The organism is Methanosarcina mangrovi, from assembly GCF_052057765.1.
Taxonomy (GTDB): domain Archaea; phylum Halobacteriota; class Methanosarcinia; order Methanosarcinales; family Methanosarcinaceae; genus Methanosarcina.
This window is the reverse complement of sequence record NZ_CP195120.1, coordinates 4,577,353-4,592,229: the sequence shown is the minus strand read 5'-3', so window position 1 is coordinate 4,592,229 and position 14,877 is coordinate 4,577,353. Positions and strand designations below refer to the sequence as shown.

Here is a 14,877-nt window from a genome sequence, read left to right as displayed (position 1 = left end):
ACCCGATCTGTCTTACATTATGCATATGCAGGACATCACTTTTATCGACGGAGGCAGCCTTCCCACACCTGAGGGTCTCACAAGGGAATGGGTTAAAGCGGCAGCTGAAAACCGGGATGAGGACGAAAAACTCTTTTCTCTGGTAAGGGAGACTTTCCAGAAAAAAATTGATGTTGGGGTACAAGTTCCCACTTATCCGCAGTTCAGGGACATGATCGGGCAGTTTCTTGACATAGTCAAAGATGAAAAGAACTGTTACGAGCCTTATGTGGTAAAAGAGGAGCATGCAAAAATCCTTGAGCTGGAGATAATTGACGAGGTTGCAAAGCAGTACAGAGAAAAGACAGGGGCGACTCTGGAAGTGAGAGTTTGCGTTGCCGGCCCTACGGATCTGTATCTTCAGGCTTTCGGAGCGACTGCTTTTGCAGATGCATACCATGTAATGGCTCTTGATATCGAGAATTTCATAAAGCAGGCGTTTAAAGCTGCAAAGAATTTCAAAATCAGGGTTATTGCTCTGGACGAGCCCAGTCTCGGAATGAACGACAGAATCCAGTTTTCTGACTCCGATATCGTCTCTGCCCTTACTCTGGCCTCAACCTACGCGCGGAAACAGGGGGCGGATGTGGAGATCCATCTGCACTCTCCATTGAAGTACAAACTTGTTTGCGAAACCCCTATCAATGTCCTTGGGTTTGAGTATGCTGCAACTCCTTCTTACATAGACCTTATGGACAAAAAAATTCTGGAGGACTCGAATACTTACATAAGGCTCGGAGTCTCGAGAACCGATATTTCCAGCCTTATAGGCATGGTTAATGAGAACTATGGAGTCAATGCCTGGAAGGAAAAGGAGTACATGCAAAAGATTGTTACTGACCTCGAAACTCCTGAGCTCGTAAAAAAGCGGCTTAAGAATGCTTTTTCCATCCTTGGGGACCGTATAAAATATGCAAGTCCGGACTGCGGGCTGGCATTCTGGCCTGACCAGGAACTTGCTTTCAGGCTGCTTGAGAATACGGCAAAAGGCATCAATGCATTCAATGCCGAAATGAAAAACAAGGGGTAACCCCATAAAGAGATCAATCCAGAAAATCCGGAAAAGAATAATCCAGAAAAATAGCTCCGGAATATGAGCAGGGAAATTTTTGATATCTTTCCTCTGCTTTACTCTCTGTCTTTTTATAATTTTACTGTCTTTCCAATAATGATAAATTCTTGCAGGTATACTAAGAGGACATGCAAGAAATCATCTTTGACGATATCGGAAGTTATCCTCTCCCTGAGGGAGTCAGTAAGGAATGGGTCCAAAACGCATTTAAAACGAGAGCAGAAGATGAGAAACTCTTTACTGTAATCAACGATGCTTTTCAGCAGAAGATCGATGCAGGTGTAGAGGTTCCTACTTATCCTCAGTATCAGGACATGAATGAACAGTTCCTGAAGGTTATCCGGGACTCGGAATGCACTGAAGGCCCGTTTGAGGTAAAACTGGAATGTGCAAGAATCGAAGAGCTTGAGGCTATAGAAAAGGTTGCAAAAGCCTATAAAGAAAAATTCGGAGAAACCTTAAAGGTCCGGATCTGTGTAACCGGCCCGACCGAACTCTACCTGAAGGAATTCGGGGGCACAAGGTATACGGATATATATACGCTTTTTGCAAAAAACGTCAACAAATTCGTCCGAAACTCTATGAAATCTGCAAAGCATTTCAAGATTGCAACGGTTTCTATTGACGAGCCAAGCATAGGGCTGAACCCTGAACTTGCCTTTGACGAGAACGAAATCATCTCTGCCCTTACCGAAGCCTCCAGGTCGGCAAGTAAGAGGGGAGCTGATGTAGAAATCCATCTTCATTCCGCTCTTTATTACAATTTTGCCTGCCAGACCCCTACGATCAATGTGATAGGGGTGGAGTCTGCAGGCACTCCTTCCTATCTGGAGCTTATCGACAAAAAAGTGCTTGAAGATACGGATTCTTTTCTGAGGCTCGGAATCGCAAGAACAGATATCTACTCCCTGGCAGGAATCCTGAATGAGAAATACTGTACCAACGTCTGGAAGGATCAGCAGTATCTGCCAGAGATTGTTACGCAACTGGAAACTCCGGCTGTCATTACAAAAAGGCTGAAGCTGTCTTACAGACGTTTTGGCAGCCTGATAAGGTATGTGGGTCCTGACTGTGGCCTGGGCTCCTGGCCCAACCAGAAAATAGCTTTTATCCTGCTTTCGAACGTTGCGCAGGGCATCAAGGATTTCAGGGAAAGTTGTTAACCCTGAAACCATTTCTTTTTGAAAACTAACCAGAAAAATTGCCCAGATCAGCCTAAAATTTCAGCCAGTAGTTTTAGCTGGAGATTCCAACCCGAAATATTCAGAAAATTCTCTGAACTATATCCAGGTCAGCCCTCATTTTTCGTTCCAGTGGAAACTCTGCTTGACTATAGGAATCCTGTAAAAATAGTCTATTGATGTTTAAACACAGTGGAAATAAAGGGGTATTCTTCTCCGGCAACTTTCCGGTCGGATGAGAGTTCTGGGGTCGATGAGGGTTCTGGTTAAGTTTTGTCTTATTTATGTTTTTACATATTTTCCTGTCTTCGATTTTGTTCATCTGATTTTGTTCGTCTGATTTTGTTCATCTGATTTTGTTCATCCGAGTTCGCTCATTAATGCATAAGTGGTTTACTCGTTCAGCCTTCCACGCCTTCTGTCTATGTCATCCATCATATCCAGCATTTTACGAATAGAAGTCCGGATGGCATCAGATTGGCTGACGAACTTTTTGTTATCTCCTACATGCCTGTTGAGGTCATCCAGGAGCTCCTGAGGAATTTCAACACTTACTTTTGGCATCAGGGTTGCACTCCAATGTTTTTCTTTTTTGATTTCGAATTTTGTCTTTTCTGGTTGATAACTTCTTCCTTCGACCCTTATTTCTCCCTTCCAGATTCGATGGATTCTTTTAATGGATAGAATCCGAGAAGAGTCCGTTTGAGTTGCACTGATCGTCAGAATTCATAGATCTTCAAGTTAGATTTAGAGTTCACAGGATTGTTAAAGTTGCCTTGATTGTTGAAGTTGCTTGGGTTGTTAAAGTTGCTTGGGTTGTTAAAGTTGTCTGGGTTGTTAAAGTTGTCTGGGTTGTTAGAGTCATACAGGATCTGTTTAAGCTGCCTGGGATCGGTTGGAGCGATACAACGCTCAGAATGTATAGGAAATAAAGTTTCTCATCAGCATGCTGCTTAAGGCTTCACAAACACCTTTTAGGCGGGTTATCTGTGAAGCATCTAAGGTGAGTTTAAACTGGATTGAGAGCCATCTGAATCATCTGAAGTTAGATTAAAGAACAGTAAGGAAAAGTGCCAGATAAGGGTTTGAAAATGGTTTTTGAAAAAGAATTATGAAATAGTTTTTGAAAAAGAATTATGAAATAGTTTTTGAAAAAGAATTATGAAATAGTTTTTGAAAAAGAATTATGAAATAGTTTTTGAACAGGATTTTTGGAAATGATTCCTGCTAAAAAAAGCTGCAAAAGAGATTAATGAGATCAGCGGGCCCGAAGGGATTTGAACCCCCGGCCTATGGATTAAGAGTCCATCGCTCTGCCTGACTAAGCTACGGGCCCACACATTATTGTTCTCATTTAATGAGCGACTCTCACAATGTATTTTCAAATATTTATAGGTTGCGCCTAAAGGGGTACTCCATATAGTTTTTCAGAAAATGAATGCCGAATTTTTTCTGCTTTCTCTTTAAGATCCAGAAAAAATTTACATTTATATGGAATAGTTGCTTTTTATAGTAAGACTAAATTTTATTCTGAATAGTTTTATCTTTTATATTAATTAATAATAACTGTCATTACTTATTGTGTTTTTGAAGCAAGAATGCTGAACTCCGGAAATCGAGTTTCAGATAATCTCCGAACTTCTCTATTTTTCTTTATTGAAGGGCATTAAAGCAAAACGTTATATACAAGCGAATATGAGTATGACCAATTAATTGACTTATCCGAAGCTCTATTGGGGATTAGTTGACCGTAATAGATAAAGTAGAATGTGTACTTCCGAAATTTGGTTTTTCCAGTTTGGTTTGTTAAGTACTGTTTTTACTCTTTTCTGTTCTATCGATGGAGCTTTTATAAGCTGGTTAATAAAGTTAAAGGAATGAACCTAATGTTTAGAGATGAACGTACTTCTGTGCCCGTTGAAGAGGGCAAAACTTACGACGTAACTATTCAGGATATCGCTCGCCAGGGAGACGGCATTGCCCGTATCGAAGGCTTTGTGGTTTTTGTCCCGAATACAAGTGTTGGCGACGAAGTCCAGATTAAGGTCGAAAGAGTACTTCCGAAATTTGCATTCGCAAGTGTTGTCGAGTAAGTGTGGGTTGAAAAATAAGTCAATTATGTTAATTTTTAACTAAAGTAAAATTAAGGAATGATTTTAATGTTCAGAGAAGAAAGTCGCCCAGTCCCTGTCGAAGAAGGTGAAGTTTATGATGTCACAATTCAGGACATCGCCCGTCAGGGAGACGGCATCGCTCGTATTGAGGGTTTTGTAGTCTTTGTCCCTAACACCAGTGTTGGCGACGAAGTCCAGATTAAGGTCGAAAGAGTACTCCCGAAATTTGCATTTGCAAGTGTTGTCGAGTAAGTGTGGGTAAGAGAATCAATTTAATTGATGCTAAAAATTAATTAAAGTAAATTTAAGGAATGGTTTTCATGTTCAGAGAAGAAAGTCGCTCAGTCCCTGTTGAAGAGGGCGAAGTCTACGATGTTACAATTCAGGATATTGCTCGCCAGGGAGACGGCATTGCCCGTATCGAAGGCTTTGTGATCTTTGTCCCGGGTACCAAAGTCGGCGATGAAGTCCGCATCAAGGTCGAAAGGGTACTTCCGAAATTTGCGTTTGCAAGCGTTGTCGAGTAAAGTAGCCGGAAAACACTCGGTTACGCGAAATTCTATTAAATCAAAGGAATGATTTTAATGTTCAGAGAAGAAAGTAGCTCTGTTCCTGTTGAAGAAGGCGAAGTCTACGATGTTACAATTCAGGACATCGCCCGTCAGGGAGACGGCATTGCCCGCATAGAGGGCTTCGTAATCTTTGTTCCGGGTACCAAAGTCGGCGACGAAGTAAGGATCAAAATCGAAAGGGTACTTCCTAAATACGGTTTTGCCAGCCTTGTTGAATAAACAGGACAATTTATTAGAACAACAGGACTGAAAAATAATAAAAAAATCATTTTTCAGTCTTTTTGCTGTTAATTTCAGTATTCTAACTAATTTCCGGCTTCCAGAACGTGCCGGAACCTCTTTTTCTGTAATAAAATTTCCTTGTTTAATTTTCTTGTAGTTTTCTTGCTTAATTTTCCTGTTAGTCTTCTTGCTTGAGTCCTTTGTTTAGCTTCCTTTGTTTGGTTTCCGTGACCATACGTTAACCTTTAACAACCTTTTTTTCAGGCTTCTGATATTGAACATTCGATGCTATTATATAATAGATGTTCAATCATACTTTGAAATCCAATTGGCAAAGTTTTTACCGATGCCTTAAAAACCGTTGTTTGCGGCTTTCTTCGATCGATAGCCGGGGACAGTAACCCGGAGTGATTTCTAATGATGAGCTTTATCAAGTACCACCCCCGGTCCAACACTTACGTGATTGAAAAAGGAGCTTTTCTCGAAGAAGACCTTATCCTGGAAGGCAATCTTATTGTCGGGCAGGACGTGAAGTTCTGGAAAAGCCTCACCGTATCTGGCAGGCTTGAGCTCGGGAAAGGTTCGATTATTCAGGGCAATGTGAAAGCCAGAAGTGCCCTTGTCTGTGCGGCAGCAAAAATTCTGGGTAGTATAGAAACGGTTTCTGAACTTGTGCTTCTTGACGGTGCCTGGATAAATGTTGCATCCTGTGAGGGGGACATCCGTGTAAGACCCGGCTGCGCTCTCGGTTCAGTAAAAGCAGGAGGGACTCTTGAGCTTGTGGGAAAGGTTGCCGTGAAAAGAGTAGAGCCGCTAACAAAAGTAATCATTCGGGCCGAATAATGATTTTCGGTTAGTTTATGACTTATCAGCACTTTTTTTAGGGAATTGCTTCGGCATCTTATTTTTTAGTATCATCTTTGGCATGAAAGTACTTTGATTTGACAGGTACTTTCATCCCTTTATGCCCTGTTATTCAAAGAATTTATGTGAGTTTTTTAGCAACTTCTTCTTTAATAGCCTCTTTTTCCTTCAAAGGCTCCCTTTTTCAATGACTTCTTTTTCAATGACTTCTTTTTTCTGTAACTGTACTTTTTCAGCGGTTCACTTGCTGAACCGCTCCTCTTCCAGAAGTTTGAGGACATGATCTCTTAAATGGTTTACTTCCGGACTTGTACGGCTTCGTGGGCGGGGTAATTCCACTTTTACGATCTCCTTTACTCTTCCGGGCCTTGAGGTCATGACCACTATCCTGTCAGAAAGGACAACAGCTTCGTCCACGCTGTGAGTTACAAAAAGGAATGTTACGTGTTTCTGTTCCCATATCTTCAGGAGTTCATCCTGGAGGACGTTTCGAGTCTGGGCATCGAGAGCTCCGAAAGGCTCGTCCATGAGAAGAACCTCTGGCTCGTTAGCAAGAGCTCTTGCAATGGCTGCTCTCTGCTGCATGCCTCCTGATAGCTCATGCGGGTAGCTGTTTTTGAACTGCCCCAGGCCCACAAGTTCCAGGTACTTTTCCACCTGTTTCCGAGCTTCACTCTTTTTGATTCCCTGCATTTCCAGCCCAAAGGTGATATTATCTATAACAGTCCTCCAGGGAAAGAGAGAATATTGCTGGAAGACCATTCCCCTTTTGGGGTCAGGGCCTGTTATAGGAACTCCATTGAGTGAAATCTCTCCTGAGGTCAGGGTCTCAAGCCCTGCAGCTATCCGGAGCAGCGTTGTCTTCCCGCAGCCTGAAGGTCCGAGGAGGCAGATAAACTCTCCGTCCTGCACATCAAAGCTTATATTATGCAGAGCTTCGGTTCCGGACTCATCTTCTTTTTTGCTGAAGACACGAGAAACATTTTTTACACTTACTCTACCCATTTTATACCACAGTTCCTGTCTTCCATCTGAGCAGTTTTTCATCCACGTAGTATCTGAAGAAGCGGTCTATTAAAAGACCTATGAACCCCAGCAGGAGCATATAGACTAGTACGAAATCCATCCTGTGCAGGTAATAATTGTGCCAGATCTGGTAGCCAAGCCCTCTGTTGCTGACTCCGAACATCTCGGCAGCTACAAGGCACATCCAGCCCACACCCATTGCAATCCTTATCCCTGCAGCAATCGAGGGCATGGCCGAGGGAATAGCAACAAAGCGGATGAGGTCTATATTTCGGGTACAGCCTAAAACCTTTGCTGCTTCGACATAAACCCTCGGTACATTTTTGAAACCCGTATAGGTATTGATGATAATAGGGAAGATCATTCCTACAAATACAACAAACCCTGCTGCCTGATGGGTGAGCCCGAACCATACTATTGCAAAGGGGATCCAGGCAAGAGGAGGAATCGGGCGCAGGATTTCTATTATAGGGTCGACTGCCCTGTTTACTGCTTTGAACCACCCCATGGCTATTCCCAGTGGGATTCCGAGGATAAAAGCGGCAGCAATACCGATTGAAAAGTGAAGCAAACTTGTCAGAGTATCCGTATAAATTAGCCCATTTTTGACAATCACGGAAAAAGAGATTAGCACATCATAAAAACTTGGCAGAAGCAATTTGTTCTGTACGATCCTATCCGCTGCTAACTGCCATATAGCAATTGCGAATATAAGAGATAATGCTTCAACGCCTTTTTCTTCGATTGTTTTTATGAAATTAATTTTCATGTCTAATTAAAAGGATTCTTAGTTTTTTACCTTTCCGGCAGTTTACCATTTTTTAGAACAAATTGGAGTACAAACTACCCCTTCTTATAAAAGAGGCAGTTTGAACTTTTCTCAAAAATTTAGTTCAAAATTCTTTTTTATTCCTCATTTTTGGCTGTTTCGTAGAAGCTTGTATCAAAGATTTCTTCCTTTGTCAGAGGCTTCTGGATGTACCCGAGTTCATACTGAATGTTTGCATACTCTACAGTTGAGTTTTCGATCAGCGTGGGGTCTGTAATCCAGGTTCCGTCCCATTCCTCAAGGGACTTCTGTACAACTTCCACATCCTCTGAGGTCTTGTTTGAATAGATCTGAGCGGCTTCGTCTACGTTCGCCTGGTTGTATTCGGTTGCTTTAATGTGGGTCTTTACAACCTGCTCCACGATGTCAGGGTGTTCCCTGATCATTTCCCCGCTTGCTACGAGTACACAGCAGGCGTGGTTTGCTGTCATCTCTCCGGAAGACACAATTGAACGTCCATTGCCTTCACTTTCAATTATTGCAGGGGAGGGGTGAGGCAGGAAGACGGCATCGACCTGTTTGGCTGAAATAGCGGTGACCGCGTCTCCGGGGCCCATTGCAAGAATTGTCACATCTTTCTCAGGGTCAAGTCCGTTTTCCTCGAGCCAGTTTCTGAGCAGGGTGTCCTGAATTGTTCCTGGCGGGAAGGTGGCAATTTTGAGCCCTTTTAAATCTTCGGGGCTTTCGTAATCGTATTCAGGGCGAAGGACAAGGTCTGAACCCTGGATCTGGACAGGAGCAACGATCTTTGCGTCAAGGCCCTGGCTGAGAGCTGTAATCACCGGGGCTGCCCCAACATATGCGAAGTCCAGTTCGCCGGCCATCATAGCCTGCATTTCCGGGGCACCTGTCGGAAACTGATATTCATTTATTTTTTCAATTCCGTAAGGTGCAAGATCCTCCTGCCACCATCCTTTCTCATAGGCAGTCATGTATGCAATCTGGTGGGTGCTCGGCTGGTAGCCGAAGTTCAGTTCAGTAATTGCTGCAGGAGTTTCTTCAGTTGCGTTTTCATCTGTATTTTCGGATACGCAACCGGATACGAAGATCGATACGGCAAGCAGTAAAGTAAGGATAATTATACTTGATTTTCTCAAAACTACACCTCAATAATTGCCTCTTCTAACGCTAAACACTAACACTAAGAACACTAACACTAATAGACCTTACCTGCTAAATAAGATCTACTGGGACCGGGTTTTCTTCGGGGAAATTTGAAGGCTTTTACACTCTTTTTTTCTTAACTTTTTCCAAATTTGTTAAAAGCAATCTCGTTTCCTCTCTTCCCATTCTTTCATTTTTTGCTTGAAAGAACAATTCCCGTGAAAATAAACAGCGGTCTCTTACGCGTCAATATTCTTTGAAATTTGCTATATATATTTTCTCAAATGCTTTTCCATTATAACCCAAATGTATTAATACATCTGGATATATTTCTCATTCAGGAATAAAACTCCTGTAAAACGTAAGTCCTTTATAATTATTGAAAATTTTTACAGGATCAGAGGTTGAATTTTAATGAACGTTGCAGACAAGGTCATCAAATCCGCATTCGAGTCCGATGAAGTGTTTCAGAAAACACTTTCTGCTGTAATTAAGGAGGACCTTAACCTGACTGCCGTGGATTTTGCAAAAAAAGCAAACATCCCCCCCAGTACCCTCTATAAGATCCTATCGGGTAACCGGGACCCCAACATTAAAACCCTCCGTCAGATTGTAAAAACAATCCGGGATATCAAGGAGTCAGATAGCGGAGAATTTATCGCTGTAATCGCAGCCCGATCGGTACTTGACAACATCGTGGAAACGAAGAAAAAAATCGCTGGCAGACTGGTCACAATAAGGGAATATTCGGCGACCTCAATGGAAGAAGCCATAATCGCAGCCGTTAATGCTGAAAGGGATGGGGCAAAAGCCCTGGTCTGTGCTCCCATAGTAAGCCCTACTGTTGAGAAAATCCTGAACATTCCGGTTACAACAATTATCCCTAAAAGCAGCCTTATAGACGCCATCGAACTTGCACTTAAAAAGATGGAATAAATCACATTGGAAATAAAACATGTAAAAAACACATATAAATCGTTTTAATAGTAAAGCTCGAATAAAACTGAAAACTATTAATTTAACCTTTTTTTAAAAATAGAAAAACCCGCGTTTTAGTTAACGCGGGAGTTTAAACTCGTTTTTGTTTAAGCTTTCTTTTTCTCAGTTTACTTTTTTACAGACCTGATAAGTTCGTCCATCTTTGCCTGCATGGTCGACGCATCCCAGCCTCCTTTGGTAAACATGTAAGCTATCCCACCGCCCAGTAACAGGATAATGGTTATCAGGGCATAAAGCAAGATAGAAGACTTCTCTTTTACCGTATAGGTGGCTTCCTGTCCTTCTATTTCGACAGTATAGGTGCCTGGAACCTCTTCGATGTGTTCAAAGGTTACTGTTGTGCTTTGTCCCACATCAAGGGAGATCTGCTGGGAATCAACCGAACTGTCGTTCACGATCAGTTCAACATCGTATTCTCCTGCAGCGTTCCCCGTATTTTCGGCATCAATAGTGATTGTTGCTTCCTTTCCGGCTGTAACCTCTATCGGGTCAATTACCAGGTTCGAGAACTCGAAGATAGCTTCATAGTCCTTTACAGTGACTTCAACACTTTTGTCAATGAAGCCCTCTCCACTGGCGCTTATTTTTATTTTCCCGACGTCTTCCGTGGTGTACGTGATCTGCCCGTCGGAGTCGGTTTCCCCAATCAGATCACCATCGACTGAGACGTTTACACCTTCAATCGGGTCTCCTCCTATTGTTTTTAAGGCCTCTATGGTAATCGTATCTCCCACGTATACGGTTTCGGGAGAGATGTTGAGGCTTATTTTCTCTTTCGGAGGAATAATTTTCATGTTCATGTTTGCGGTGGTGTAGTCGTCCTTCTCTGCGGTTATCTTGAAGGTCCCTTCCTCTTCGGCAGTGTACTCAACAAGTCCATCAGCGTCGGTTTTGCCTATTGTGGATGAGTTGACTTTTACAGTGACATCTTCTACCGGCTCGTCACCTGCAGTCACCTCGATATCAAAAGTGTCGCCTACGACGATCTCATCAGGCAAGCTTATCGAGAGTTCCCTGCTGGTTCCTTCACCTTCGACTTCAACGAAGGGGTAGAACCTGAGAGTGCTGTCATCAGCTGTCTTGAACTTGACGTCCCCCATAATGTCGATGGTTTCGTCATCATCAAGCCCGATGTCATCATCGTTCTTCATTGTGATGCCGCTTTCCGAGACGCTGGTGATCTCCATCTCGTCGAAAGCATCTCCGTTATTGATTTCAATGTACTCGTCCGAGATCTGGAAGATACCCTCCGTGAAGACTGCAGAGGTCTCAGTACTTGTGAAAACCGTACCGAAATGGACAATGATTATGGGTACATCTTCTGCATCCCCGAGTTCGGTTTCATAGATGTAGTCATCGCCTGATGATATGAAATCGTCGTCAACGACGTCTCCGTCCTTTTCAAGCTGGACCCAGACGACCTCCCCATTAACATCGACTTGCAGGATGTTCAGGGAATAGCCTTCTTCAAGCACAAGGGCAGAACCTGAGTACATGGACTCTTTGTCGTCGCTGTCCGTGAGTACTTTGGAAAGGACGTTGTCCGAAAGAAGGCTCACATCGTCAATTTCTCCGTCGACGGTATCCTCGGGATATCCTGCAAAGTATTTTTCTGCCATGAACCCGACAACTGTGAAATTACCCCACTCGTCGTGTTCAAACTCAACTTCCTGGGGTGAGGACGTGTAGACCAGTTTTCCGTCAGGGATTTCCCTGTCATTCAGTTCCTCGATTTTCAGCTCTTCAGTCCCTATTCCCTCATCTATGTTGTAGTAGAAACCTTCAAAGTTGTAAGGCGTCCAGGTTGGGAGAGAGTTATCTTCATCTTCATCATAGACAGTTCCGCGCAGTTCGTAAGTCCCTTCTTCAGAGGTATCAAGGACCGGGGCAAAGCGCAGTGTATTGTCATCAGCCACCTGAATCTGTATCTTGCCCATAAGGTCAATTGTGTCGCCCTTATCAAGGCTTATGTCGTCATCATTCTTCATTTTTATTTGATCGCTGCTAAGGGACGTTACTTCCATTTCCCCGTAGGAATCTCCGTTTTCAAGTTCCAGATAAGTATCCGAAACCTGGAAGATCCCCTGTATGAAGACTGCAGAGGTCTCAGTACTTGAGAAAACCGTACCGAAATGGACAATGATTATAGGTACGTCTTCTGCATCTCCGATTTCGGTTTTATAGACGTAGTCATCGCCTGAGGCTATGAAATTGTCGTCAACGACATCTCCGTCCTTTTCAAGCTGGACCCAGACGATTTCCCCATTAACATCGACTTCTACGATGTCAAGGGCATAACCATCTTCAAGTTCAAAGGAGTCTCCTGTATATGCGGACTCTTTATCATCACTGTCAATAAGGATCTTGGAAAGTACTCCGTCGGATATCAGGCTGACATCGTCTACATCGTCAACTGTGGTGTTATCAGTGTAGCCTGCGAAGTATTTCTCTGCCATGAAACCTATTATCTGGTACGAACCCCAGTCATTGTATTCAAAGTCGGTTTCAGTAGGTTTTGTGATGTACTCGATGTCCCCTTCATCTATGTTTCTGCCTATATCCGTGATTGTCATCTCTTCGGAAGACACCCCGGAATCAAGGTCATAGTAGAAGCCTGAGTAACTCTGGGCATTCCATGTGTATGTAGTGGACAGCCCAAGGTCTTCATCCCAGATCCTGTTCCCGCTTAAATAGTACTTGGACCGGACTGTCACATTCCACGTTTCTGTCACCGAATCATAATTGTCGTCAGGATCCGTGACCACTGCTTTAATATTGTAGGTTCCGGAAGTATCTGGCTCAAACTCGTATGAAGAAGAAGTTACGGTGCTGCCAGTATCTGATTTCACTGAGTCGTTATCGACAAACCACTCAACGTTGATATAACTCGGACTGTCTGTAGCATTGACATAGAAAGTCTGGGATTCTCCTTCAGACATCTCAATTGTGTCATCGGAAGGGTCAATATCTACATCTATTTCATCGTCGCCTGATGATGATGAGGATACTGTCCATGTCCAGGACTTTGATTCCGCTGCAGTTCCGTTTCCATCTACTGCGTTCACTGTGAGTGTGTGTGTACCCTCTACTGCAGAACTGTTAGTATATGAAGACGAATCTACAGATGAGTTTGTTTGAACATTAACACCATCAAGAGACCACGTCATATCCGATGTCCGGCTCACAGTCGCGGTGAACGTTCTTGAATCTCCTACGTTGTTGCTGACACTTGAATCCGAGGGTGAGGACAGAGTGATCACAGGAGCTCCTTCTGTTCCGGTTACGTTCCAGGCTGCTATTTGCCCTACACCATCTATGGAAGCTGTTATCTGGTACGAACCCGACTGGATTTCGTGACTGAGAGTTGAAATATTGCTTGAATCAGTTGATCTTGTTGTGTCCGAACCATTTACAGTCCATATAACATCGGCGCTTTCGTTTAAAGGAATGGTGAAATCTTGGGTGTCTCCGACTGTTCCTGTAACAGTAGAATTCTGGTTGGGGTTGACATCTCCTGATATGGACGGAACTGCAAACACAGTCCCACAGAAGAGTCCCAGCACCAGAAGTGCTGTAAAGATTTGTAGACTAGCTTTTTTCATATTTTACCTTCTGAACCTTGTGCATAAAATATAGTAGTCGTGAGTATATTGCAATTTGAATTAACTTACTTGAATTAACTTTGTTCTATTTTTTTCCTGAATTTGTGGACTTTTAGAAGTCGATTGTTTTTTATTTTATCTCTCGATTTGTAAAATTTTATATTTTGCGAATTTTTGTATTAGGTGGTTAACTTTAATTTTTATCAGGATGGACGATTAACTGTTCAAGCTTTTAGCTGCAGGTATCCCCGCTGCTCTATGGCTGTCAGCTCGCATTCGAGGGATTCGAGCACAATACCGGTTTCGTACTTTGTGCATTCCCCTATGATAGTCAAGTTACATATATTTTGTACTTTTTTCAGCCGTCCCGGGTCAACTGTGAAAATGAGTTCGAAGTCTCCGCCCGTGTAAAGGGCAAATTCCAGCAGTTCCCCGGGATCCGAAGCAAACTCTCTTACTTCCGGGAGAACTGGAAGAGCCTCTTCCCGGATCCGGAAACCTACCTTACTCTGCCTGGCAAGGTCGTAAAGAGACATGGCAAGGCCGTCACTTGTATCCATCATGGCTGTGACTGCACCCGATTCCGCAAGTTTCCGGGCTTCCCTGGTGCGGGGAACAGGTTCAAAAAGAGCCTTCAGGACGGTTTTGCTGACCGGCTTTTTCGACTGGATCGCTTCAAGGGCGGCTCCGGCTGATCCTGTATATCCCGTGACACAGACAAGATCTCCGGGCTTTGCCCTTTTTCGCAGGAGGAGCTGGCTTTTTTTAACTCTTCCGAGGGCTGTCCCTGTAATTGTCAGTTCTGCGTGGGTATCGAGGTCGCCTCCGATAACAGCAGTTCCGCAGAATTCGGCGCATGCCTGTATGCCTTTTGCAAGTTCTTCGACAAAAGCAATTTCAGTATCTGCAGGCATGCCTATTGCCATAAGGAGGCCTGTTGGCTCTGCACCCATAGCTGCGATATCGCTCAGGTTTACGGCTGCGGACATCCAGCCCATCTGCCAGGGGGTCATTTCCGGAGGAAAGTCCGTAGTTCTGTGCAGCATATCAGTCGTAACGACCAGACAGTCTTCACCTTTCAGGTCAAGGACGGCACAGTCATCGGAACCGGCACCTATAAGGATCCCTTCCTGTCCTTTCTCCTTTCCTTCGGGGGCATTGAAAATCTCAGATAAGCGGGAGATTAGAGCGCGCTCTCCGACTGAAGATACTTTTGTTTCTTTCATGGTCATTTTTTGGAAGCGATTACTTCC

General features: G+C 43.5%; 14 protein-coding genes and 1 tRNA gene. 8 read left to right on the top strand and 7 right to left on the bottom strand.

The window, feature by feature from the left end:
* Nucleotides 1-25 precede the first annotated feature (25 nt).
* Both ACSAZL_RS20280 and ACSAZL_RS20275 read left to right on the top strand, forming a co-directional pair.
* On the top strand, nucleotides 26-1,069 hold the full coding sequence (locus ACSAZL_RS20280; RefSeq protein ID WP_440946362.1) for a methionine synthase: 1,044 nt from the start codon (nucleotides 26-28) through the stop codon (nucleotides 1,067-1,069).
* Between the two features lie 170 nt (nucleotides 1,070-1,239).
* Nucleotides 1,240-2,274: a methionine synthase gene (locus ACSAZL_RS20275; RefSeq protein ID WP_440946361.1), complete on the top strand. Its 1,035-nt coding sequence runs from the start codon at nucleotides 1,240-1,242 to the stop codon at nucleotides 2,272-2,274.
* Nucleotides 2,275-2,685: 411 nt separating this feature from the next.
* Here ACSAZL_RS20275 and ACSAZL_RS20270 read toward each other — a convergent pair whose 3' ends face one another.
* Nucleotides 2,686-2,856, bottom strand: a complete 171-nt coding sequence (locus ACSAZL_RS20270; protein WP_048128601.1) for a ribbon-helix-helix domain-containing protein — start codon at nucleotides 2,854-2,856, stop codon at nucleotides 2,686-2,688.
* 698 nt (nucleotides 2,857-3,554) lie between these two features.
* Nucleotides 3,555-3,628, bottom strand: a tRNA-Lys gene (locus tag ACSAZL_RS20265).
* 550 nt (nucleotides 3,629-4,178) lie between these two features.
* Here ACSAZL_RS20265 and ACSAZL_RS20260 point away from each other — a divergent pair.
* From ACSAZL_RS20260 to ACSAZL_RS20240, 5 genes are all read left to right on the top strand, one after another.
* A complete protein-coding gene (locus ACSAZL_RS20260; RefSeq protein ID WP_048175167.1) occupies nucleotides 4,179-4,385 on the top strand; it encodes a TRAM domain-containing protein in 207 nt (68 codons plus the stop codon).
* Nucleotides 4,386-4,451: 66 nt separating this feature from the next.
* A complete protein-coding gene (locus ACSAZL_RS20255) occupies nucleotides 4,452-4,658 on the top strand; it encodes a TRAM domain-containing protein (RefSeq protein ID WP_011033302.1) in 207 nt (68 codons plus the stop codon).
* Nucleotides 4,659-4,726: 68 nt separating this feature from the next.
* Nucleotides 4,727-4,933, top strand: coding sequence for a TRAM domain-containing protein (locus ACSAZL_RS20250; protein ID WP_011033303.1), 207 nt, complete (start codon nucleotides 4,727-4,729; stop codon nucleotides 4,931-4,933).
* A gap of 57 nt (nucleotides 4,934-4,990) precedes the next feature.
* Nucleotides 4,991-5,197, top strand: a complete 207-nt coding sequence (locus ACSAZL_RS20245; RefSeq protein ID WP_048064799.1) for a TRAM domain-containing protein — start codon at nucleotides 4,991-4,993, stop codon at nucleotides 5,195-5,197.
* A 420-nt stretch (nucleotides 5,198-5,617) separates the two neighbouring features.
* Nucleotides 5,618-6,043, top strand: a complete 426-nt coding sequence (locus ACSAZL_RS20240; protein WP_440946360.1) for a polymer-forming cytoskeletal protein — start codon at nucleotides 5,618-5,620, stop codon at nucleotides 6,041-6,043.
* Between the two features lie 261 nt (nucleotides 6,044-6,304).
* On the opposite strand, the gene ACSAZL_RS20235 is transcribed toward ACSAZL_RS20240, so the two are convergent.
* The 3 genes from ACSAZL_RS20235 to ACSAZL_RS20225 form a co-directional block, all read right to left on the bottom strand.
* Nucleotides 6,305-7,069 (bottom strand): ABC transporter ATP-binding protein, encoded by a 765-nt coding sequence (locus tag ACSAZL_RS20235; RefSeq protein ID WP_440946359.1) that lies wholly within the window; start codon nucleotides 7,067-7,069, stop codon nucleotides 6,305-6,307.
* 1 nt (nucleotide 7,070) lies between these two features.
* Nucleotides 7,071-7,859: an ABC transporter permease gene (locus tag ACSAZL_RS20230; RefSeq protein WP_440946358.1), complete on the bottom strand. Its 789-nt coding sequence runs from the start codon at nucleotides 7,857-7,859 to the stop codon at nucleotides 7,071-7,073.
* A 137-nt stretch (nucleotides 7,860-7,996) separates the two neighbouring features.
* Nucleotides 7,997-9,016, bottom strand: coding sequence for an ABC transporter substrate-binding protein (locus ACSAZL_RS20225; protein ID WP_440946357.1), 1,020 nt, complete (start codon nucleotides 9,014-9,016; stop codon nucleotides 7,997-7,999).
* A gap of 421 nt (nucleotides 9,017-9,437) precedes the next feature.
* On the opposite strand from ACSAZL_RS20225, the gene ACSAZL_RS20220 reads away from it, so the two are divergent.
* A complete protein-coding gene (locus ACSAZL_RS20220) occupies nucleotides 9,438-9,959 on the top strand; it encodes a helix-turn-helix domain-containing protein (protein WP_011020126.1) in 522 nt (173 codons plus the stop codon).
* A gap of 170 nt (nucleotides 9,960-10,129) precedes the next feature.
* Here the strand turns inward: ACSAZL_RS20220 and ACSAZL_RS20215 are convergent, their stop codons facing one another.
* Both ACSAZL_RS20215 and thiL read right to left on the bottom strand, forming a co-directional pair.
* Nucleotides 10,130-13,624, bottom strand: coding sequence for an S-layer protein domain-containing protein (locus tag ACSAZL_RS20215; protein ID WP_440946356.1), 3,495 nt, complete (start codon nucleotides 13,622-13,624; stop codon nucleotides 10,130-10,132).
* Nucleotides 13,625-13,848: 224 nt separating this feature from the next.
* Nucleotides 13,849-14,850, bottom strand: coding sequence for a thiamine-phosphate kinase (gene thiL, locus ACSAZL_RS20210; protein WP_440946355.1), 1,002 nt, complete (start codon nucleotides 14,848-14,850; stop codon nucleotides 13,849-13,851).
* Nucleotides 14,851-14,877 lie beyond the last annotated feature (27 nt).

Excerpts from the sequence above, each read along its gene's own strand:
- ACSAZL_RS20280 (WP_440946362.1), top strand. The coding sequence starts at position 26 with ATGCAGGACATCACTTTTATCGACGGAGGCAGCCTTCCCACACCTGAG.
- ACSAZL_RS20275 (WP_440946361.1), top strand. The coding sequence starts at position 1,240 with ATGCAAGAAATCATCTTTGACGATATCGGAAGTTATCCTCTCCCTGAG.
- ACSAZL_RS20270 (WP_048128601.1), bottom strand. The coding sequence starts at position 2,856 with ATGCCAAAAGTAAGTGTTGAAATTCCTCAGGAGCTCCTGGATGACCTC.
- ACSAZL_RS20260 (WP_048175167.1), top strand. The coding sequence starts at position 4,179 with ATGTTTAGAGATGAACGTACTTCTGTGCCCGTTGAAGAGGGCAAAACT.
- ACSAZL_RS20255 (WP_011033302.1), top strand. The coding sequence starts at position 4,452 with ATGTTCAGAGAAGAAAGTCGCCCAGTCCCTGTCGAAGAAGGTGAAGTT.
- ACSAZL_RS20250 (WP_011033303.1), top strand. The coding sequence starts at position 4,727 with ATGTTCAGAGAAGAAAGTCGCTCAGTCCCTGTTGAAGAGGGCGAAGTC.
- ACSAZL_RS20245 (WP_048064799.1), top strand. The coding sequence starts at position 4,991 with ATGTTCAGAGAAGAAAGTAGCTCTGTTCCTGTTGAAGAAGGCGAAGTC.
- ACSAZL_RS20240 (WP_440946360.1), top strand. The coding sequence starts at position 5,618 with ATGATGAGCTTTATCAAGTACCACCCCCGGTCCAACACTTACGTGATT.
- ACSAZL_RS20235 (WP_440946359.1), bottom strand. The coding sequence starts at position 7,069 with ATGGGTAGAGTAAGTGTAAAAAATGTTTCTCGTGTCTTCAGCAAAAAA.
- ACSAZL_RS20230 (WP_440946358.1), bottom strand. The coding sequence starts at position 7,859 with ATGAAAATTAATTTCATAAAAACAATCGAAGAAAAAGGCGTTGAAGCA.
- ACSAZL_RS20220 (WP_011020126.1), top strand. The coding sequence starts at position 9,438 with ATGAACGTTGCAGACAAGGTCATCAAATCCGCATTCGAGTCCGATGAA.
- ACSAZL_RS20215 (WP_440946356.1), bottom strand. The coding sequence starts at position 13,624 with ATGAAAAAAGCTAGTCTACAAATCTTTACAGCACTTCTGGTGCTGGGA.
- thiL (WP_440946355.1), bottom strand. The coding sequence starts at position 14,850 with ATGAAAGAAACAAAAGTATCTTCAGTCGGAGAGCGCGCTCTAATCTCC.